Source organism: Tractidigestivibacter sp. (genome assembly GCF_057241865.1).
On the sequence record NZ_DBHHPX010000040.1, the window covers coordinates 1 to 21,382 of the forward strand.

Consider the following 21,382-nt stretch of genomic DNA (forward strand, 5'->3'; position numbering starts at 1 on the left):
CTGCGGCGCTTTCCGTCGGGTCACCCCGCCTGGCCGTTAGCCAGCTTCCTGCCCTGTGGAGCCCGGACTTTCCTCATGGCCTGCAGTATACCGCAGGCCCCGCGATCGTCTGGCCCACTTCGCAGGGGAGATTCTAGCACGACGATGGCTGTGCTGGCACGCTTGCGCTTGGCGTGGCGGGACTGGTACACGAAGCGGCTACAATCCTGGGTCGCTTTCGCGAATTGACGGTTGGTGGCAGTTTGCGGCAAATTCTTTATGTGAAACCGCTGCAGTCGTAAATCCCTGACCTGCGGTTGATCAATGTTCGAACCGGTTGATACTTGGGGCGACCCTGTAAAACTGCCACCAACCGCAAGAACGCGCCATCCGGCGCCCCCCATGCGCAGCAAGGCCCCATCCAGGCGGCACCTGGGATCCTCCGGTTCCCGCCGAATGGCACAGATTTGCGGTTGGTGGCAGTTTTTGGTGGCATCCCCGAGTAGCAAGTCATTCGAGTTTTGATGGTTCGCAGGTCAGCGAATTGGCACCAGGTAAACCACACATCAAGAATTTGCCGCAAACTGCCACCAACCGTCAATTCGTGACGGGGCCAATCCCGAGGGACGTCTCGGGCTACAATCTGGTGTATGTGACGACGCTGGATGGGCCGACCTTGCTACCACTACAATGACTGGGTATGTCTGCGCTCGGTACTTCTGCTTGATGGGCTTGTGCCCAAGGGGGTCATTTACATGGGAATCTTTGACAGACTCTCGCGCGGGAGGTGCGCCTCGGCAGAGGATTTACCTCGCGTGGTGGTGTGCATGGAGGAGCCTGGCTGCGTCCTTTCTCCCGTTGATGGCGTGGCGGTACCGCTCTTGGAGGTCCCAGACCCCGTCTTTGCGCAGGGGATGCTTGGACCTGGCATGGCAGTCAAGCCCTCCGGGAATGTCATATATGCACCGGTCACGGGAACCGTTACGGCAGCTGTTGACACGGGGCATGCACTTGGCATTACGTCTGACGAGGGCATGGAGGTCCTAGTTCACGCAGGCGTCGACACCGTCGAGATGCGCGGCGAAGGATTTCACGTGCTGGTCGAGAAAGGCAATCATGTTTCGGCAGGTATGCCGCTCATCACCTTCGATTGCGAGAAGATTCGTGCCGCTGGGCATGATGACATCGTTATGGTCTCTGTGACCAATGCCTCTGGCGACGTCCTGCCAGCAGTCGTGTCTGGCGCTGACGTTCGTGCGGGCGAACCCCTCTTTAGATTTGGGGCGAAGGCGTGATGCCGGCGGAGTCTTCTCGGCCTGGCTATTTCACTCTTGCAAAGGGCATCGAGGTCACAGGCGAGTTTGAGGACCGTCGGAGCCGTTTCATCGCACAGCTTGCACACGTGTCCGGCGAGGCCGAGGCAAACGCCTTTATCAAAAAGGTCCGCTCGCGCCACCATGACGCACGCCATAACGTGCCAGCATGGGTACTCGAGGACGGGCGGGAGCGGTGCTCCGATGACGGCGAGCCAAGCCGTACGGCTGGCATGCCCACGCTTGAGGTGCTTCATGGTGCCGGCCTCAAGGACGTCTGCTGTGTGGTGACTCGCTACTTTGGCGGTACGCTTTTGGGCCCCGGTGGACTGGTGCGTGCCTACACAGCAGCAACGCAGGAAGCGGTTGAGGCGGCCCATGCCTTGGGCAGCGTGGTTGAGATGACGCTCGTAACGAGCGTGGTGGTGCAAATTCCCTATTCTGCCTATGACCGCATCACGCGCATGGTGGCAGATGCCGGCGGGCGCGTGCGCGATTCCGTCTTTGCCGAGGACGTGCAGCTTACCTGCACGTTTCATGCGGGGGACGAGGAGGCGTTTGTGGCTGCGGCAACCGACTTCGCCAACGGGGACGACATCTGCAGCGCGGGGGAGCCTCGTTTCGCTGAGTTCTAGGACAAACCACGACCCCCACATGCAATTGCACATGTGGGGGTCGTGAGGTCGAGCATGGGGTTGCCTTTGCGTTGTCGTGGTTGCTGTTGCTAGAAGTTCATGCCAAGGTCTTCGAGGTAGCCTACCAATCCGGCTGCACCCTGGAAGAGGTGGGCATGCATGCCCGCCGCCTCTGCCCCACGGCTGTTGTCGGCATTGTCATCCACAAAAACGCAGCCTGCGGGGTCAAGTCCATAACGCTCGCAGAGCAGGAGATAGATGGCGGGATCGGGCTTCATAAGGTGCTCGAAGGCCGAGACTACCCAGCCGTCCATAACGGGGAAGGAAGGGATGCGCTCCTTGGCGCGCCAGAACCTGAGACCGGCATTGGAAAGGAGGTAGCAGCCATAGCCTGCGGTATGCAGGCGCTCCACAACTTCATTTGTCTCCACAATGGCGGGCTGATGCTCCTGCCAATGGCCGAGGGCCTCGTGGAGGTTGGGCCACAGACGCTCAGGCAGGCGCGCCTGCGCCATGCGCTCTATCGTTGGCTCGCTAATCACGCCGGCATCGAGTAGAGGCCAGGCAGCACTCGAGAAGAGTGCCGCATTGAGCGCTGCGGCATCCTCTTCGCTCGAGGTGTAGAAGCGAGAGAAGAGCAGGCCATCAAAGCGGAGAAGCACGCCGCCCATGTCGAAGATGACGTTTCTCACGGGTGCGTCTACCTGGTGTGCGGTGGTGTCGAGAGTGGCTCCCATGAGGCCTCCTACCTGCAGGTGCATACGCCAAGTGCGACGGCGACGCCGTCCCACGGCTCCACGTCGACAGCTTTGGCCTTGTCCCAAAGCTCGAGCACGTCTTCTGGTACGAACTTGCGCATGACCGTCACGGCGCCACCGTAGGCGCGAAACCAGTCGGCACTCATGTAGAGGTAGCCGTCCTTGCAGGAGTCCTTGCCCCAGCTGTTCTCGACACGCCATGCCACGGGCTTGCCAGCCTCGTCGAGTTCCACGCCCTGGAAGGTCATGGCGTGGGTGAGGGATGTCTCGCGCACGTCGAGCATGTCTTCGCGGTCCATCTTGAGGTCCATGCCAAAGAGCCCCTCGAGATCGAGGCCATCGGTCGCCAACACGCCAGGGAAGTCGGCGATGTGACGCGGGAACTCCTGCATGACGTCGGCGTCCATGCCTACGGGCACGCCAGCCCTGAGGCTTGCGATGGCCGCCTGCTCGAGCACCTCTTGGGGCATGTTGAGGAAGCGGTTGGGGGTGCCGCCCACCATGGGCTCCTCGAGGAGCACGTGCCATGCCGTCCTCCAGGGGCGCGAAGCTCCCGGCATGCAGACCAGCTGCACGTAGTCGTTAGGGTCGAAGGGCACGTAGCGCTCGGCAAACTCGCGCGGGGTGATGCCGGCGTCGCGAAGGAGCATGCGGGCCTCCTTCTCGGTGTCCTTGGTGTCTGCGGCGTCGGCGTCGTTGGCGCTCTTGGGGGTGTCCTCGGGCAGGATTGGCGTGAGCTTTGCGGTGTCTGCCTTGGCCTTCTTGCCCACCTTGACCTCAAGGTCAAAGGTCGCGGGTGGCTCGCCCAGGCATACGGAGAGCATGCGGTAGACGCCTGCCATGCAGGCGTCCTTCTTGGCCGCAAGCCCTTCGGCGCTGGTACCCTTGCGGTGTGCGCGGCGAATCTCAGCGGCCGTACGACGCAGCAGGCGGTTAAGCTGGGCATCCATCTCGGCGGAGCTCTTGGAGCAGGCCGTCTCGGGCATCACGTCCTTGGGCACGAGGCCCCACTTGGCGATAAGGTCCATGGCCTCAAAGTAGTAGCCGCCGTCGCTCATGCCCCATTCGAGCACGTGGTCAAGCTCACGGTCGTTGTCGGGGCGGTCGACCAGCGCAATCACGTGGTCGAGCATGGCGTTGGCCTTCTCGAGCTTGTCATAGAACATGCCAAATGCCTGCGAGAACTCGAAGGAGTCCACGTCGAGCAGGTCCATGGTTGCCGCGCGGGCAACGTTGTAGGCCGAGAACATCCAGCAGCGGCCGCTCTGGCGCTGGTTGGTAACGTCACCGGTACGCTTGATCGAGACGCCGTAGGTGTCGTGGTAGGCGCGCATGCGTGTGTAGTCACGTGCAGCGGCCATCACGTTCATGGAAGTGACGGCGTTTCTCGCCACGCGGTTGGCCCGCTCGGTCGAGAAGGCCGCGCCCTGTTCGCACGCCCAATCCATGCCAATGCTTCCCATATCGTCTCCTTGTCTCACGCCAGCGAGCCCATGGGGTCCCAGGGGGCAAGCACCGTGGGCTCCTCGGCCTCGTAGGTGTGGCGCTCGTCCTCGGTGAGATACTTCTTGTCAACGACGACCTGGTAGACATACTCGTCAAACCACGCATCGGAGAGCGTGTCAAAGCCGTCGCGGCCGTGATCCTTGCCCCAGGAGTTCTCGACCTTCCAAAGTTCGGGCTTGCCGTCGGCATCCAGGCGCACGCCCTCGAGCACCATGGCGTGGGTCATGAGGCTCTCGCCGTAGTCGAGACGCTCGGCCTTGTCCATGTTGCCCTCAACGGGGAAGCCAAAGAGCGCATCCACGTCGAGTGCGGCGGTGTCCATGATGCCCTCGTCACGCAGGTAGCTCTGGGCAACGTCGCAACCAAACCACACGGGCAGGTTGTCCTTGAGCTGGGCGATAGCCACGCGCTTGAGCTCCTCCGGCGGGAGGTTGAGGTAGCGCACGCCGTGGTCTTCCCACACGTTGCCCAGGCGGCTCACCGTATAGGTGTGGCCAAAGGGCTTGTCGGCCGTGGGGGCGCTGATCAAAGAGACGTAGGCGTCCACGTCCATGTCAACGGCGGTCGCGAAGAACTCCTTGGGTGTGAACGTGCCCGCAAGCGCAAGCCCGCCATCCTTGTCGCGCAGGCGCACGGGGAAGCTTGCGGGAGGCTCGCCCAGGCAGGTGACCAAGAGACGGTAGACCTCGTCCATCATCTCCTTCTTCATGGCGTGCAGGTCGTTGGCCTCGACGCCGGCCTCGTGGCTCTGACGCAGGCGCTTGGCGGCGCCACGCAGGTAGCGGGTGAGGTAGCGGTCCATATCAGCGGTGTTCCTCGAACAGGCGGTCTCGGGCATGGCCTCCTTGGGCACCACACCGTACTTCTTCACGAGGCTCCTGAACATGTCCCACTGCCCCCCGTCACCGATGGGGTCGGTGAGCAGGAACGACACCAGGCGGCCGTCGAGCGGCTCGTCAAGCGTGTCGAGAATGTTCTCGAGGAGCCAGTTGCTCTTCTCGAGCTTGTCCCAGAAGAGGGGATAGGCCTGCGAGAGCTCGAAGGTCTTGAGGTTGTACTTCTTGATGACGCGATAGCGCATGGTATTGAGGCTCGCGAACATCCAGCAGCGCCCGGAGTGCTCCTGGTCGCATCTTTCGCCCTGGGTGACCTCAATGTCAAAGCCCAGCGCGTTGGCGGCGACGCCCTCGGGGCGGCGTGCTGCCGAGCGGATGCCATTGGCAGTGACGGCGTTCTTTGCAACAGCGTTCACACGCTCGGCCGAGAAGCTCTCGTGCGAGGCGGCAAGGTCGTCAGCAGTGATGCTGGTCAAATCGTCCATGTTTTCCTCCCTGTTCCGATTGGGTTTCCTAATTGATACCGTTTGGAAGCATACCACGTGGTACCCGGGCGGCCTTCTGGCAGGTCCGGTGCATCCCTCCTGCACGAGCGCGCTATACTTCGGTTCACGGGAAGAGCGGCGCTTGGAGCAGGGAGGGTGTGCATGCCGGTAGTGCGAGACGTGCCTGCATACCCCGTGCCCGGCTACGGCCTGCGCGTCCTTGGCGCTCTCGAAGATGCGGGCTTCGAGGCGTGGGTGGTTGGCGGCTGGGTGCGTGACGCCCTTCTCGACGCGCCCATGCACGACGTGGACGTGACGACCTCTGCCCCCTGGCAGGAAACCGAGCACATCCTAGCCGCTGCAGGCATGGAGGTGCACGAGACGGGCACTGCTCACGGCACCGTGACCGCCGTGGTCGAGGGGCTGCCCGTCGAGGTGACCACCTATCGTGTCGAGAGTGCCTACTCCGACCGCCGCCACCCCGATGAGGTGCGCTTTGTTCACGACGTGCGAGAGGACCTTGCCCGTCGTGACTTTACGGTGAATGCCATGGCATATCACCCCGAGCGTGGGCTTCTCGACCTCTTTGGCGGGCGAGAGGACCTTGCATGTGGCGTGGTGCGCGCGGTGGGAGACCCGTACCGGCGCTTCGACGAGGACGCCCTGCGCGTTCTGCGCGCGGTGCGCTTTGCCTGCAGGCTGGGGTTTGACGTTGAGCCCCGCACGCAGGCGGCGCTTGTGGCGTGCGCCCCAGAGCTCGAAGGCATCGCACGCGAGCGCGTGGGCCAGGAGATGGACGGTGTTGTGTCGTCCGGTCGCGTGTCTTGGGCGCTTCGGCACGAGTTCGACGTGGTGGCGCGTGCCGTGCCAGCGCTCATGCCCATGAGGGGTCTAAACCAGCACAGCTCCTATCACGCGTATGACCTTTTGGAGCATACCGCTAGGGTGTGCGCGGGAGTCGAGGCGTTTGCCGGCGGCGTGCCCACGCAGGCGCTGCGGTGGGCTGCGCTCCTGCATGATGCAGGCAAGCCCATGTGCGTGTCCATTGACGAGAATGGCCACGGGCACTTTCGCGGCCATCAGCGCGTGGGGGCGGACATCTGTCGGGACGTCCTTCTCGGCCTGGCGCTTCCCCATGAGGTGGCCAACAGGGCGACGGCTCTTGTGAGGTATCACGACCGGCATCTCTCGGCAACGTCTGCGGGAGTGCGCCGGCTGCTGAGAAGGCTTGACCGGGCGTGCCCTGGCGAGGCACCCTCTCTGGCATTCCAGCTTTTGGATTTGCAGCGGGGTGACGCTTTGGGCAAGACGCGCGCCTGTGCCCAACGTGCGGTGGAACTCGATACGTTTGAGGCGGCGCTTGCGGCCGAGCTTGCGAGAGGGACGACGTTTCGTGTGCGCGACCTTGCCGTTGGCGGGGGAGATGTCATGCGTGCGCTTGGGATTGGGCCGGGGCCGGAAGTGGGTCGTGCCCTCACGACGCTTCTCGACGATGTCGTGCACGACAGGGTGGAAAACGACCGTGACGCCCTGCTCGCATGGCTCGTTGCACACCCCTGCGACACATCCGCACCGCACCCCTCCAATCCCGCCTAAAAAATTGAGATTGATGCTTGCAATGGCTGGGGGTATGCCGTAAAGTATCTTCTCGCGTTGAGACAGGACAGACATTAATTGGGATGTCGTCTAGCGGTAGGACAGCGGATTCTGGTTCCGTCAACGGGAGTTCGATTCTCTCCATCCCAGCCACTGTCCCCGTACAACCGAATACGGCCCGTTCGTCTAGCGGCCTAGGACGCCGCCCTCTCAAGGCGGAGATCAGCAGTTCGAATCTGCTACGGGCTACCAAGAATCCGCAGGTCCTCGGCATAGCCGGTGGCCTGCTTTTGTGTGCGCATCTCGTGCGCCTCGTCACCCCTGCCCGCAGCCGCAGCGCCCGCCACGTGCGGTGGGTGTCGCCGCAAGTCCGCCTTCGGCGGTCTCGCGCAGCGTAGGCGGAAGCGCTGCCCCAACAGCCGCCATGGTGTCAACGACCTCGTCAAAGGGGATGGGGCACGCCACGCCCGAGAGCGCCAGCTGTGCGGAGCTCATGGCGCACGCCACGCCCATCGCGTTTCTCACCTGGCAGGGGAACTCGACCATGCCGCCCACGGGGTCACAGACCAGCCCCAGCGTGTTCGAGATGGCTAGCGACGCCGCATCCAGGCACTGGGCTGGCGTCCCGCCGAGAAGCTCCACCAGCGCGCTTGCGGCCATGGCCGCCGCCGTGCCCACCTCCGCCTGGCATCCGCCCTCGGCACCCGCTACCGTCGCGTTGGTCGAGACAATCGCGCCCACGGCCGCGGAGTTCCAGAGCGCGCGCCTCACGGCGGCGTCCTCGGCGCCTGTCGCCTCTGCGCAGGCGAGAAGGGCCCCGGGCACGATCCCGGCGCTTCCGGCTGTGGGAGCTGCCACGATGACGCCCATCGTGGACGAGCGCTCCAGCGTTGCCATCGCGAATGCCGTCGCCCGCGTGAGCGTCGTTCCCATGAGTGCACCCGTGAGGGCTCTGCCGCCCGCGAGGCTCTCGCCTCTCGCAAGGCCCGCACCGCCGTTCGCCACGCGCGCGGCCTGGCCGCCGAGAAGGCCTCCCAGCGACGGCTTTGGCTTCGTGAGGGCCTCGGTCGTCTCGCTACGCATGACCTCGAGCACGTGCGCCATGGCAGCATCGGTCGCCGCCGTGCCATCGGCACCGCCCTCCAGCTCCACCTCTCGGGCGCGCATGAGCTCGCCTATCGAGAGCTGCCGAGCACCGCAGGCGGCAAGGAGCTGCTCGCCGCTTGCAAACGAGAGGCCCGGCTCCACCGGAGCGTTCGTGCTGGCCGTACCAGGGATGTCTACCTGTGAGGCAAACCTCACGCTCTCGGTTGCGCCCAGCAGCTCGAGGAGGTGCGCTCCCACAGGCTCGTCGACCTCGAAGATGGTGTATGCCTTGCCGCCGCGCTCCTGCCTAAACGTGCTCATGGTGGCGATATTCACGTTTGCCGAGGAAAGCGCCTGCGTGAGGGCCGCAAGTACGCCGGGGAGGTCCCTGTGCTCCACGAAGACGGTGGGCATGTCGCCTGCGATGCTTACCTGGACGCCCTCGATGCTGCTCACGCGAGCGCGCCCGCCCCCAAGCGACTCGCCGGTGACCGAGATGGACGCACCACCTTCGCACGCCATGTGGATCTCAACGGTGTTGGGGTGAAGGCCCTCGTCCCTGCCGCCTTCGGTGATGGAGAACTCAAGCCCTGCCTCACGGGCAAGCTCGAAGGATCGCCGCACACGGATGTCGCTCGGGCCAAGGCCGAGGATGCCCGCGACAAGCGCTCGGTCGGTCCCGTGGCCAGCGTGCGTGCGCGAGAACGAGTTGTACAGGACAAAGTCTACACGCTCGATGGATGCGGGCGCAAGCGAGCGAGCCACGAGGGCAATCCTCAGGGCGCCAGCGGTGTGCGAGGAGGAAGGGCCCACCATAATGGGGCCGAGCACCTCAAACGCCGACATCGTGACCATCTCTGCCCCTCTCGTCCGCATACAACGTCTGCTACAGAACCTCCGCCGCAAAGGCAGCGAGAAACGCGCACCCCGGGACGAGCCTCCACTCCCGGGCGCACCGGTCCTACTCTGCTGCAATGCCCTCCGCACGCGCGAGTCGCGCAAGCGTGCGGTCACGGCCGAGGAGCGCGAGGGACTCTCCCATGGGAGGGGAGACCTGGTTGCCGCAGGCCGCCACGCGCACGGCACCGAAGAACTTCCGCTTGGAGGCGCCGAGCTTCTCGGGCAGGGCCTCAAGGGCAGCGTTGACGGCATCGACGTGCCAAGAGCCCCCATCAAGTGCGGAAAGCGCCTCTCTCGCCGCTGCCACGAAGCCGCGTGCACCAGCCTTGGCCAGGTTCTTCTCGACAGACTTCTCGTCGAGCGTGACATCGTCGCCCTCGTAGAGGAAGTGCGCCTTTGCCACAACGTCCGGTGCCACCACGGTGCGGGGCTTGAGCACCGAGGAGAGCAGGTCATACCAGCCGTCGTCGTGCGCAAGCGGACCCTCGGCGGGCTCGAGGCCGGCGGAGCGAAGCTCCGGCACAAGCACGCGCTCGGAGAACTCTCGGTCACTCATTGCCAGGTAGTAGGCCTGGTTAATGGCGTCGAGCTTCTTGGGGTCGAAGGTCGATGGGTTCTTGGAGACGTGGTCGAGCGAGAACTCGCGTGCGAGCACGCCGCGCGGCACAATTGTGGTATCGCCGTCAAGCGACCAGCCGAGAAGCGCGAGATAGTTCACAAAGGCGTCCGAGAGGTACCCGGCATCGCGGTACTCCTCGACCGATGTGGCACCGTGGCGCTTGGAGAGCTTCTTGCCGTCCGGACCCAAGATCATCGAGATGTGCGCGAAGGTGGGCACGGGGGCACCTAGGGCCTCGTAGACCATGACCTGGCGTGGGGTGTTGGAGAGGTGGTCGTCACCGCGAATCACGTGGGTGATGCCCATCGTGGCGTCATCCACTACCGTGGCAAAGTTGTAGGTGGGGGTGCCGTCGGAGCGGAAGATGATGAAGTCGTCCAGCTCGCGGGCGTTAAACGTCACGTCCCCGTGGACGGCGTCGCGTACCACCACGTCGCCTCGGTCGAGCGGCACCTTGATGCGCAGCGTGTACGGCTCGCCCGCGTCGATGCGGCGCTTGGCCTCGGCGGGGTCGAGGTCGCGGCAGGTGCGCTGGTAGCCCTGGAACGGGTCGCGGCGCGCCTCTGCCGCGACCTTGTCGGCAGCGAGCCTCTCGGGCGTGCAGAAGCAGGGGTAGGCCTTGCCCTCATCCCAGAGGCGCTGCGCCGCGTCGCGGTAGAGCTGCATGCGCTCGGCCTGGCGGTAGGGGCCATAGCCGCCGCCTACCTCCGGACCCTCGTCCCAATCCAGGCCCAGCCACCTCATGGCACGCAGGATGACCTGGGTGTTCTCCTCTGTGGAACGCGTGGGGTCGGTGTCGTCGACGCGCAGGATGAATGTGCCGTGGTTTGCGCGGGCGAAGGCCCAGTTGTAGATCGCGGTGCGCGCGCCGCCCACGTGGAGCTTGCCGGTGGGGGAGGGTGCAAAGCGAACGCGCACGTGCTTCTCGTCTGCCAAGGTGGTGCCTCTCGTTCCTCTCATCGTTCGTGTGTCCAGCCCATCAGTATAGACTCGGCCGCGAAGCCAGAGAAACGCCTACATGATCTTCGTCGACTCGAGCTTCTCGATGACCCAGTTGTTGAGGCGTACGACCGGCTTTCTCAAGAGTAGCCCCAAAGTGAGCGAGAGCACCACATAGACGCCGAGGATGGCCATCTCGATGAGCCAGGTGTACCCATAGAAGCCCCCGATGCACTCGTGCATGACCGCAATGGAGTGCACGAACGGCAACGTGGGGTAGAGGGTCTGGAACGCCTTGGGGAGCATCTCCACCGGGAAGGTGCCGCCAGATCCCGCCACCTGGATTACGAGGAGAAACACGCAGACGGCCTTGCCCACGTCTCCGAACGAGACCGTGAACGCGTACATGATGTTCACGAAGACAACCGAGACGAGGCAGCACGAGAGCACAAAGACCACGGGGCTTACGCACTGGATTCCCAGGTAGAAGAGGTCCCCCAGCGAGACGAGCAACGCCTGGAGAACGCCCAGGAGGCCAAAGAGGAGCAGGCGTCCCAGGTATGCATGGCGCGGGCGGGCGTCTGCCTCGGCAAGCTCGGCATCCGAGACCTGGACCTTCATCATGGCGACAAAGACAACTGCGCCAACCCAGATGGCAAGCGTCGTGTAGAAGCCGGCCATGGCCGATCCCGTGTTGGCGATGGGATAGATGGCCACGCGGCTGAGCCCCACAGGCTCGGAGAGGAACTTCGCTAGGTCGGTTGGGTCGGCCGAAAGAATTTGGCGGACCTGCTGGGCGTCTCCCGACCCGAGGGCGTCCGTGAGCTTCTGGGACAGCTGGTCGAGGTCGTCTGCCATGTTGTCGACCTGTGTCGCGGAGGAGTCGAGCATCTCCTTCATGTCAGAGAGGTCGCCAGACGTGAGCGATGCCGCGTCGCTCACGTCGCTCACGGTCTCCTCGAGCTTGGTCGAGACCGCGCTTGATGCGGTCGAGGCGTTGTCGATGGAGCTCGCAAGGTCCGAGAGCTCGGTTTGCAGGTCGCTCTCGAAGGTTCCCCGTGCGTCAGAGATCTCCTGGGCGTCCTGCGTGATGAGGGACGAGATCTCCTCGTGGTCCTCCTTGGCGCTCGAGACGCCGTCCTCGAGGTTCTGCGCGGAGGTACGCAGGTGCTCTGCGATGGACTGCTGGGTGGAAATCACGCCTTCGACCCGTGCAATCGTGGGGTCGAGCAGGGATTTGGCGTCTTCCGGCAGAAGGTCGCGCAGGTCCTTCAGGCTTTGGTCGAACTCCTGGTAGGCGGCGACGTGGGTGTCGATCTTCGTCGCGATGTCACGCAGCTTGGCCGCGCCGTCTGAGGCATCGGTCTCCGCGGCGTCAAACGCCTCGTCGACCGCCGAAGACACGGAGTCAAAGCTCTGCTGGCTCGTGGTGAGCGCCTCATCGATGGCCGCCGAGGCGGAGTCCACTGAGTCGCCCACCTCGCGTACGCCCTCGGCAGACTCCGAGAGCGCGTCGCGTACCGCCTCGGTCGAGGAGCCCGTACCCTCGAGAAGCGACGAGGAGGAGTCGATGATCGAGCCCGCAGACGAGAGCAGGCTGGAGTAGATGCCCATGTGCGACGAGACCGTGCGCAGGTCGCCCGACGCCTTCGAGATGGCGTCGGAGAGGTTCTGGCTAATGTCCATGAGGTCGTCGTCGCTCACGTGGCCAGAGATCTCCGAAAGCGCACCTGCGCCCACCTCGCCCAGGCTCTCGGCGAAGTCGGTCTGGATGTTGTTCTTCACAGCCGTCGCGGCCTTGTCCGTGACAATGGGGGCGATGGCGTTTTCCTTCTCGTTGCTGTAGTAGACGATGGTCGCCTGCTGGATGTCATCCGAGAAGACCGTGAGCATGTCCTTCGTGAAGTCCTCGGGGATGACGATGGCGGCGTAGTACTTCCCGCTGCGCACGCCCTCAACTGCGTCGTCCTCGCTCGTGACCACGTAGCCGATCGTGGTCTTCTGCGAGAGGTCACTGGCTACCCGCTCGCCGAGGTTGATCTTTACCGGGATGATGTCGCTCTGGTAACCCTCGTCCGTGTTGGCAACGGCGACCTTGAGGTTGCCCGTGTTGCCATAGGGGTCCCAGCTTCCCGCGATGTTGAACCACGCATAGAGCGACGGTATGACCACAAGGCCCACGCACACGATGAGGGCGATGACGTTTTTCGTGGCATGCTTCACGTCAAGGCAGAAGATGCGCCATATCCTTCTCATTTGCGGCCCCTCTTCCCACCCTTGTTGTGCCTCTCGTGCTTGTTGGACCTGTCGTGGCCCTTGTTCTTTCCCTTCCCGTGCTTCCTGGACGCACGCCTGTCCTTGCATCCGCGTTTGGTGACATCTTCTGGTTCGCCCTGCGTGGCCGGTGCCGCGGAGGTGGTCAGAGGGGTCTCTGCCTCTTCGACCTCGGGCTCAAGCGGTCGCTCCTCAAGCGGCTGGGTTGCCGAGGGCGCCCCGCCGCGCACGATGGTGGGTGCCTCGGCGTCGTCTGGGCTACCGCTGTGGGTGTCGATGAACTTGCGCAGCGCGAGTGTCGTCTGCGCGGCGTCGTTGCTCGCCGACTGTGCGGTCTCGGCATGCTTTGCCTGGACGCCCTGGACCGCGGCGCTCACGCGACGGTGCAGGCGCTCGAGGGGAGAGGCAAAGTACTCGTTGTCGAGCTGGTCTCCCAAGAGCCTGTACATCTCGTCCTTCGAGAGGCCAACCACGGCGGTCTTCCTGTGCATGGACTCGTGGAGGTACTCGACGATGATGAGCGCCGTGCAGAGAAGCACCAGGCAGACAATCCACACGATGAACCAGGGCAGCTTGTTGCCCACCGAGAACATGATGAGGGAAAGCCCTAGGGGCAGTGCCAGGAGCAGCACGAACCCAACGCGGATGAGGTGCGGATAGGCAGCGTCGAACTGCGCCGCGCGGCGCGTAATCTGCGTGCGGTACTCGTCAGTATGCATAAGGGCCTTGATGAGCGAGGAGATGCGGTAGTGCTCGACCTCGATGCCGTCTCGCTCGCAGATCATGAGGTCCGTCTCGGCAAGCTTCTTGTCAAAGAGCGAGTTGATGTTCAAGAGGTGCCTGCGCCAGCCCACGCCAATGAGCAGGGCAGGGACAAGGTAGAGCAGAAGCATCCAGATGTCCTGCGCAAAGTAGTTGCCATAGTAGCCCGCAATGGTCTCGCGCATGGCGCGGATACCGTACGTGAAGGGCAGCCAGGGGTTTATCGCCCGGTAGAAGCCAGGCATCATTTCGATGGGGTAGGTGCCCGAGGAGCCGGGGATCTGCAGGATGACGAGAAGCACGCAGAGGGCCTTGCCGATGTGCTTGAACGCAACGGCGAAGGCGAAGATGATGTTCACGTAGACGATCGACTCGATGACGCCCGTGAAGACAAAGGCGATGGGATCGATGCACTGGATGCCCAGCATGAGGTCACCCACGGTACAGATGACGCCCTGAAGGGTGCCGAGCACGAGGAAGAGCAGAAGCCTGCCAAAGTAGCCCTGCCAGGGGGCAAAGCCACCTTCGATGTCCTCCTCGTCCACCTCGGCCTTGTAGATGGCGATAAGGACAAAGCCGCCAACCCACAGGGCGAGGTTCGTGTAGAAGGGCGCCACGCCCGAGCCATAGTTGGCAACGGGGAAGACGGCCTCGGAGTCAAGCTGCACGGGCGACGACATGAACGACGCAATACCGGAGGCGTCGAGGCCCAACAGCTGGTCCACACGCGAGAGGGCCTCGGAGCTCTGGATGGCTGAGAGGTCCGTGGCCACGTCACCAAGGGTCGAGCCCATCTCGTCGAGCGACTGCTTGGTGACGGTGAGCGTGTTCGAGGCCTCGGCGAGCGTGCTGTCGAGCTGCTCCAGCACGCTCTTCGTCTCGGAGATGGTGGGCGAGAGCGCACCAAGCGAGCCGGACAGGCTCTGCGCGGCGCTCGAGAAGCTGTCGAGGGCGCCGTTGAGTTGGGGGAGCGTATTCTGGCCGAAGCTTGAGTTCACGTCTACGAGCGTGGAGGTGCCTGTCTGGATCGACTCGTTCATCGCGTCGGAGAGGTCGGATACTGCATCGTTGGTGTCTCCGATGTCCTCGGCCGCACGGGAGAGCTCGTCAACCGTCTCCTGTTCCTTGTCGACCTGCGCGCTAATCTTGTCCACCGCCTCGTCAAACCTGGGGCGGAGGTCCTCGGGAACCGAGGACGAGAGCGACTCGAGATCGGACACGAGGCGGCGGTTCTCGTCCACGAGGGACTGCGCCGTGGTAAGGGCGCCCTCCGCCGTGCCCTGGGCCTGGCCAATCTTGCCAGAGATCTTGCCGATTGCCTGGTTTGCGTCACCCGAGATGCTTGCGATGCGCGTCGATCCGTCGAGCGCGGCATTGGTGACCGCCGTGGCAAGCGAGGTCGCATCGTCGCGGGATGTGAAGAGGATGCCCGTTGCCTCGGCGAGGCTGTCGCTTGCCTCGGACGAAGTGGAGTCGAGTTCGTCGAGGGTCGTCTCGGCGTCCTCTATGGCCTCGCGGGCAGCGCTCACGGTGTTCTGCGCATCGTCCATGTTCGACGAGAGCTCGCCTACGGTGTCCTCGACGCCACGGATGCGCGAGACGATGCTCGCTGACGCCTCCCCGGCGTCTCCCTTCGCGTCGGTGGCGAGCCCCTGGAGCCTCTCTACCACCACGTTGGTCACGGTTTGGACGAACGTCTCGTTAATCTGCGTCTCCACGGTTGAGGCGCCGGTGTCCGTGACCTTGGGGGCAATGGGGTTGACCTTCTCATTTACGTAGTAGGTGAGGTCCGGCGAGGCAAGGTTGCCCGTGAGGACCGACGTGAGGTCTTTGGTGAAGTCGGCGGGAATCACGATGGCGGCATACGAGCGGCCCGAGCTCACTTCCTCGAGTGCGGACTCCTCGTCCATGAAGACCCACTTGAGCTGGGTGTTTTTGCCCAGCTCCTCTACGACCATGTCACCGGCGTTGATAAAGCCAAGGTCGCCACCAGCGTCTGCACCTTGGTCCTTGTTTACCACGGCGATGCGAATGTCCTGCGTGTTCTCGTAGGGGTCCCAGTTCGCCATGATGTTGAACCAAGCGTAGAGAGAGGGAATCACGCACACGCCCAGAGTGACGATAACTGCCACGGGGTTGCGCAATATCCTCTTGAGGTCGCGCCATAGAATCTGAAATGACTTGCCCATGCTCCTCCGCTGCGTGTTGCCCGCCAGAATGCCAGGAACGTATTGATTTCCATCGTATATTTCTACACCTGTTGGTATCCCGAACGGCAGCGCATGAGACGTTATAGGCAAATTTTTTGAAAACTGCTCAAAAATTCTGACCCAGATGGTAGAATTCCGCGTTGTACATGAGCCTGCAAGGTGCGAAGTGGGGCGCAGTTGCATGAGTCTGCTTGACGAGAAGATGACGTCTGAGCTTGCCGACAGTTTGAAAAGGGCAAGTGATGCGGCGCGCGCGTCGCTCGAGGAGACTGTTACCAGGCAGACCACGAGGCTGCGCAGCAGCACGAAGACGCGCAAGAGCGCCGCAACCCGCGAGCGCATCATGGCGGCTGCTACGTCTCTTATGGTCGAGCGCGGCAACACCGACTTCCAGATGAGCGAGGTCTCTGCTCGCTGCAGGATGTCCAAAGGTGCCCTCTACTATTACTTTGCCGATAAGGATGCCCTGGTCGAGGCCATCTTCGACAGGTCCATTGACGAGCTTGTGGACTCCGTTGAGGCGGTAGTTGCCGGTGCCTCCTCTGCGCTTGAGTCGCTTGTGAGTCTCACGCACGAGCTTACATGCCACATGAGCGCCGGAAGTCCGCTTGCGCTTGCCATGGCGCGCGAGGTCATCGACGCCAACAATAACGTCCTGCCGTCCATGGAGACGCACTTCGCGCGCATCATCTCCATCGTGAGCGCCCAGCTCGAGCGCGCCAAGGGAGAGGGCATGGTGCGCGAGGGCGTAAACAGCCGCCTCGGTGCCGTTGCCATCTCTGGTGCCTTCATCTTTGCAGCGCTCGAGGTGGCAAGCCTCGGCGATGATGCCCCTACCGGTGACAGGCTCGCGCACTCTCTTATCGACATAGTGCTCAACGGCATGGGGACCGAGACCGCGCATACGGCGCTTGTCTCCGTGGAATCCGCCATCGATGCTGGCGGGGCCGCGACGCGGCCGCCCATCACAGCACAACCGTCCGTCTCGGGGTGACGAGACGCGGCCGGCGCGCTACCGTTGTGCGGGCGCGCATCTCGCCCAGGGGTTGAGACGCCGCACCTTTCAGTCATAATCGGGCGCCGATGCGGCGGTCGTTGTTGGCACGGGCCCGCCCGTGCGGAAAGGATACTGGAATGGCCCACAAGAACTACTACTTCACCTCGGAGAGCGTAACCGAGGGTCACCCTGACAAGATGTGCGACCAGATCTCCGATGCCATTGTCGACGCCATTCTCGCCAAGGAGGCAAAGCTCCAGGCAGCGGGCTATGTGGACGCGGACGGCAATCCCGCCAACGTCGACAACGTGCGCTGTGCCGTCGAGACCTTTGCCACCACCGGTACCGTTGTGGTGATGGGCGAGGTTCGCACCGAGGCCTACGTCGATGTTCAGAAGGTCGTGCGCGAAACGGTGCGTAGCATTGGCTACGACCGCGCCAAGTATGGCTTTGACTGCGATACCTGCGGCGTCATCAACATGATCCACGAGCAGAGCCCCGATATTGCGCAGGGTGTCGACGGCACCTACGCACGCGCCAACAACACCGACCCGCTGGACAAGATTGGCGCCGGCGACCAGGGCATGATGTTTGGCTATGCCTCCGACGAGACCGACGTTCTCATGCCCATGCCCATCTACCTTGCGCAGCGCATGGCCGAGCGCCTGGCGGCCGTCCGCAAGTCTGGCGAGGTTGGCTACCTGCGCCCCGACGGCAAGACCCAGGTCACGGTGCGCTACGAGGATGACAGGCCTGTCGAGGTCACGGCCATCGTGGTCTCCACGCAGCACGGCGCCAAGGCCGAGCATGGCCAGATTGAGCACGACATGGTCGAGCGCGTGATTGCCCCCGTCCTGGATGAGGTTGGTATCAAGTGGCGTGACGCCGACATCTACGTGAATCCCACCGGTCGCTTTGTGGTGGGTGGCCCCATGGGCGACACAGGCCTTACCGGCCGCAAGGTCATCGTTGACACCTACGGTGGCATGGGCCGCCACGGCGGCGGCTGCTTCTCCGGCAAGGATTGCACCAAGGTCGACCGTTCGGCTGCCTACGCTGCGCGTTGGGTTGCCAAGAACGTGGTTGCCGCGGGTCTCGCCCATAAGTGCGAGGTCGAGCTCGCCTATGCCATCGGCGTCTCTCATCCGTTGTCCATCATGGTCGACACCTTTGGTACCGGCGCGTATGACGACTCCGATATCGAGAAGGCTGTCGAGAAGGTCTTCGACCTGCGTCCCGGCGCCATCATCCGCGACCTCGACCTTCGCCGCCCGATCTTCCAGAAGACGGCTGCCTATGGTCACTTTGGTCGCAAGGACCCTGACTTCACCTGGGAGGCTACGAACCGCGTGGACGAGCTCAAGGCCGCCATCGCCGAGGTTGCCGAGTAGGGATTGCTTGGCCGGTTGTCAGTTTTTTCTCGCGTGTTTTGGTTGCCCCTCCGGTCGCAGCGAGCTGCGACCGGAGGGGCTTTTTGGTGGGGCGTGGTGCGTTTGCCGCTCCCCAGCCTATCGTACGGCTCATCGACGTGAATGCGGTGGCCGATGCCCTCGGCCAGGTTGTGGACGCAGCGAACAGGGGAGAGAGAGGATCCTGCTTTCGCGTTTGCTGTCTCTCTGCTCGGAACTTCTTCGTTTGCAAGGTCCTGCAGCCTGCGAGCAATTCAGGGTTCAATCATATGTGGCAAACTTTGCTAGCATGTATGAAGTAGCTTCAAAAGGCTTTGAAAGCCTTTCCACTTTTTGAGATTTTCCCATGGGGCTAGGGTGAATTATCACCATGGGGCCATTTGCAAGCTCTTGTGTGTTTCTCCGCAACTCTGGTCGCATGTTCCTCGCCAAAATCGCATCGAGGGGATGTGTGCACACGTGAATGAGCGTACCGTCCAAATCGTACACAGGCTTTCCCAGTCATCTGATGACTGCACGCTGAGAGGCCTTGCCGAGGAGTTCGGCGTATCTGAGCGTACGATTCGCAATGACATCAAGTCCCTCAATCGTTTTCTTGGCGAGACCTCGATTGACGAAATCCATTTTGGTTCTGGTGGCGTGGTAGTCCTTCCCGAGGACTTCCAGCGCGTAGAGGGCTTGCTGCCCGTAAGAGATAACGTTACCTACAAGATGTCAAGCGACGAGCGCAAGGCCCTGGGTGCTGCGATGCTTGTCGGTTCAACTACGTACGTGACGCTTGCTGACATCGCAGAGCGCTTCTCGGTGAGCCGTGCCTCAATTCTCAATGACCTCGATGGGATCAAGCAGCTTGTGAGCGGGGCGGGACTTGAGGTTGAGTCCAAGCCAAGCCGCGGTCTCAAAGTCTCTGGCCCCGAGAGCTTGAGGCGCGACTTCCTGGTTGAGTTTCTTGATGCGAAGACTCCCATCGTCGAGCAATGGCTTCATTTTCCCGAGAACGCGTCCATGCGCGACGACGCCATCGTCGTGAAGAAGATCCTCAACGAGCAGTGTCACGCCTTTGGTCTCTTCATGCCTGACTCGACCTTTAGAAAAGCGACCAATGCCCTTTGCATTGCGGTGATGAGGAACAGGAAGGGAAAGGCGCTCGACCCGTCTGGGGCCAGATATCGCTCTCGGGAGGTGCAGTGTCCTGGGGACTTTGAGAAGAACGTAGTTGCCTACGTATCCCAATACTGTTGCATTGATATGGACAGCGGAGAGGTCTCGTATTTCTCAAACCTCCTAAGAGCCCTTCGCTTTCATGGAGACCAGCAGTTCAGTCTTGATGACCTTCAAGTGCAAAAGATCACAAGGGTCTTCATTCGCTGTATCTCCGAAGAGATATCAGTCGACTTGAATGGTGACTACGATCTCTTCGAGTACCTCTCTAATCACCTGGAATCGATGTTCACTACCGAACCCTCCCACTTTCCGGAGAATCCTGTGTTGCGGGAAGTGGTCGAGGATCAACCGACTGTCCTCGCTTCGGTGTGCAAGAACCTTGACATCCTCGAGGAGTTCGCCGGGCGGGAGATTACCCCTGTCGAGACGATGTACGTAGCCCTTCACATCTGCGCAGCGTTAGAGCGTCGTAAGAATCGGGGCGTACGTCCTCGCGTGGTTGTGGTTTGTGATGGGGGCATAGGAACCTCGCAGCTGCTGGCTGAGGAGCTGAGGGGACGGTTTGACATCAGGATCGTTAAGGTCATGCCTGCTCACGATGTCCCCTACATCGACACCTATCGCACGGATCTCGTGATTTCGACGGTGCCACTGGAGAACTGCCACGTTGACTCCGTCGTCATTCGACTTCCCATGAACGATCGGGAGTACCAACGAATACGCGAGAAGCTCGGGGGCATCGTGTCGTCATCCGACAGGGTGCTTGATGACAGCCCGGAGAGCCTCACCGCCCAAGGGCTTCTGGAGAGAATCGAGCCGATTATTCGGAGGGCGGTTCCGGATAACGAAGAAGTGCTCAAGGAGGTTCGCCTGGAAGTTCGACGTTATTTCAGGGAGGCACAGCAGCTTGAGGATCAGATTATTGCTCCGTATCTGCATCAGCTGCTCCCGCCAAGTCACATCAGGCTGGACGTTGAGGCTTCCGATTGGAGAGAGGCCATACGGGAATCCGCACGCCCCCTACTCGAGATGGGATATATAGAGGTGAGATACGCTGACGCCATGGTCGAGGATATGGAGCAGTACGGTCCGTATATGGCCCTCTCGCCTGGCGTGGCAATACCTCATAGCTCGCCTGACAATGGGACCATCAAGATGGGGATGAGCATGGTGCGCTTGGCCCATCCGGTGGAGTTTGGCAGCGAAGTGAACGATCCGATAGAGTTCGTGTTTGCGTTGAGCGCAGTTGACCGGAAAACTCATCTCCGTGCTTTCGCAAATCTCATTGACATGGTTTCGCGGCCAGGAATCCCGCTCTTGAGTGAGTTGAGGAATGCCAGGAATCCAGAAGAGGCTTCGAAGGTGATTGAACGCTGTGAGTTCCAGCTCATAAGCTAAGGGATTGAACATCAAAAAGTGAAGTAAGATACATGCTTCGGTGTGTGGCTTAATTTTATCGGTGAGCGTAATAATTAGGCCACTTGGGACCCCGGACGAACGGTCGGACCACGAGGTCCGGGATTGGAGTCCGTGATGTACACCAGGGAGGAGAAGGAGGGAATCCTCTGGGAGTTCCACCGGAGCGGGCTCTCCGCGAGGAAGGCCGCGAGGACGCTCCCGATGTTCCCCACCGCAGGCAACCTCTCCAGGTGGCTGAGGCTGGAGGACGCCGGCGAGCTCGTCGCCCGCGAGATGCCCGACCGCCTGGCGAGGATGCACTGCGCCCACGGCGAGGGCAGCCCGAGGTACGCCGGGCGCTGGGAGCGCGCCTCGCCCGCCCGTGGTGGCCTCGGACGGGAGGGAGACGTCGGAGGGGGGCCCGAGTTGGCGGGCACGGAGGGGCACACGGAGCAGACGGACTGGTGTTAATGGCAATCTAGAAACCGCCGATCAGGGCAAGGAGATACGCCAGGC

Annotated in this window: 14 protein-coding genes and 2 tRNA genes; 9 read left to right on the forward strand and 7 right to left on the reverse strand. The window is 62.5% G+C overall.

Annotated elements, in window-relative coordinates; translation table 11 throughout:
- The first annotated feature begins 734 nt into the window (after positions 1 to 734).
- Together ACO59D_RS11010 and ACO59D_RS11015 are read left to right on the forward strand one after the other, a co-directional pair.
- The gene (locus ACO59D_RS11010; RefSeq protein WP_485127020.1) at positions 735 to 1,274 is read left to right on the forward strand and encodes a PTS sugar transporter subunit IIA; all 540 of its coding nucleotides are present in this window, start codon (positions 735 to 737) and stop codon (positions 1,272 to 1,274) included.
- Complete coding sequence (locus ACO59D_RS11015; protein ID WP_485127021.1) at positions 1,274 to 1,927, forward strand: IMPACT family protein; 654 nt, start codon at positions 1,274 to 1,276, stop codon at positions 1,925 to 1,927. Before ACO59D_RS11010 ends, ACO59D_RS11015 begins: the two co-directional genes overlap by 1 nt.
- An 89-nt stretch (positions 1,928 to 2,016) precedes the next feature.
- Here the strand turns inward: ACO59D_RS11015 and ACO59D_RS11020 are convergent, their stop codons facing one another.
- Genes ACO59D_RS11020 through ACO59D_RS11030 form a run of 3 tightly spaced genes read right to left on the reverse strand, consistent with a single transcriptional unit; the run spans position 2,017 to position 5,512 of the window.
- Entirely contained in the window at positions 2,017 to 2,664 is a 648-nt protein-coding gene (locus ACO59D_RS11020; RefSeq protein ID WP_485127022.1) for an HAD family hydrolase, read from the reverse strand.
- Positions 2,665 to 2,672: 8 nt separating this feature from the next.
- Entirely contained in the window at positions 2,673 to 4,148 is a 1,476-nt protein-coding gene (locus tag ACO59D_RS11025) for a C1 family peptidase (protein WP_485127023.1), read from the reverse strand.
- Positions 4,149 to 4,162: 14 nt separating this feature from the next.
- Complete coding sequence (locus ACO59D_RS11030) at positions 4,163 to 5,512, reverse strand: C1 family peptidase (protein WP_485127024.1); 1,350 nt, start codon at positions 5,510 to 5,512, stop codon at positions 4,163 to 4,165.
- Between the two features lie 162 nt (positions 5,513 to 5,674).
- Between ACO59D_RS11030 and ACO59D_RS11035 the strand changes: the two genes are divergently transcribed.
- The 3 genes from ACO59D_RS11035 (at position 5,675) to ACO59D_RS11045 (ending at position 7,360) form a co-directional block, all read left to right on the forward strand.
- Positions 5,675 to 7,108, forward strand: coding sequence for a CCA tRNA nucleotidyltransferase (locus ACO59D_RS11035; protein ID WP_485127025.1), 1,434 nt, complete (start codon positions 5,675 to 5,677; stop codon positions 7,106 to 7,108).
- Positions 7,109 to 7,187: 79 nt separating this feature from the next.
- Positions 7,188 to 7,261 (forward strand) — tRNA-Gln (locus ACO59D_RS11040).
- A gap of 22 nt (positions 7,262 to 7,283) precedes the next feature.
- A tRNA-Glu gene (locus ACO59D_RS11045) sits at positions 7,284 to 7,360 on the forward strand.
- Positions 7,361 to 7,423: 63 nt separating this feature from the next.
- Here ACO59D_RS11045 and sdaAA read toward each other — a convergent pair.
- The 4 genes from sdaAA to ACO59D_RS11065 all read right to left on the reverse strand — a co-directional run bounded on the left by sdaAA (position 7,424) and on the right by ACO59D_RS11065 (position 15,877).
- Positions 7,424 to 9,049, reverse strand: a complete 1,626-nt coding sequence (gene sdaAA / locus ACO59D_RS11050) for an L-serine ammonia-lyase, iron-sulfur-dependent, subunit alpha (RefSeq protein WP_485127026.1) — start codon at positions 9,047 to 9,049, stop codon at positions 7,424 to 7,426.
- Positions 9,050 to 9,155: 106 nt separating this feature from the next.
- Entirely contained in the window at positions 9,156 to 10,649 is a 1,494-nt protein-coding gene (gltX, locus tag ACO59D_RS11055; RefSeq protein WP_485127027.1) for a glutamate--tRNA ligase, read from the reverse strand.
- Positions 10,650 to 10,727: 78 nt separating this feature from the next.
- The gene (locus tag ACO59D_RS11060) at positions 10,728 to 12,908 is read right to left on the reverse strand and encodes a YhgE/Pip family protein (protein ID WP_485127028.1); all 2,181 of its coding nucleotides are present in this window, start codon (positions 12,906 to 12,908) and stop codon (positions 10,728 to 10,730) included.
- Positions 12,905 to 15,877 (reverse strand): YhgE/Pip family protein, encoded by a 2,973-nt coding sequence (locus ACO59D_RS11065; RefSeq protein WP_485127029.1) that lies wholly within the window; start codon positions 15,875 to 15,877, stop codon positions 12,905 to 12,907. Before ACO59D_RS11065 ends, ACO59D_RS11060 begins: the two co-directional genes overlap by 4 nt.
- A gap of 202 nt (positions 15,878 to 16,079) precedes the next feature.
- On the opposite strand from ACO59D_RS11065, the gene ACO59D_RS11070 reads away from it, so the two are divergent.
- From ACO59D_RS11070 to ACO59D_RS11085, 4 genes are all read left to right on the forward strand, one after another.
- Entirely contained in the window at positions 16,080 to 16,892 is an 813-nt protein-coding gene (locus ACO59D_RS11070) for a TetR family transcriptional regulator (RefSeq protein WP_485127030.1), read from the forward strand.
- A gap of 140 nt (positions 16,893 to 17,032) precedes the next feature.
- A complete protein-coding gene (gene metK, locus ACO59D_RS11075; RefSeq protein WP_130811863.1) occupies positions 17,033 to 18,286 on the forward strand; it encodes a methionine adenosyltransferase in 1,254 nt (417 codons plus the stop codon).
- Positions 18,287 to 18,763: 477 nt separating this feature from the next.
- On the forward strand, positions 18,764 to 20,866 hold the full coding sequence (locus ACO59D_RS11080) for a BglG family transcription antiterminator (RefSeq protein WP_485127031.1): 2,103 nt from the start codon (positions 18,764 to 18,766) through the stop codon (positions 20,864 to 20,866).
- 135 nt (positions 20,867 to 21,001) lie between these two features.
- Positions 21,002 to 21,337, forward strand: coding sequence for a hypothetical protein (locus tag ACO59D_RS11085; RefSeq protein WP_485127032.1), 336 nt, complete (start codon positions 21,002 to 21,004; stop codon positions 21,335 to 21,337).
- Positions 21,338 to 21,382: the final 45 nt, after the last annotated feature.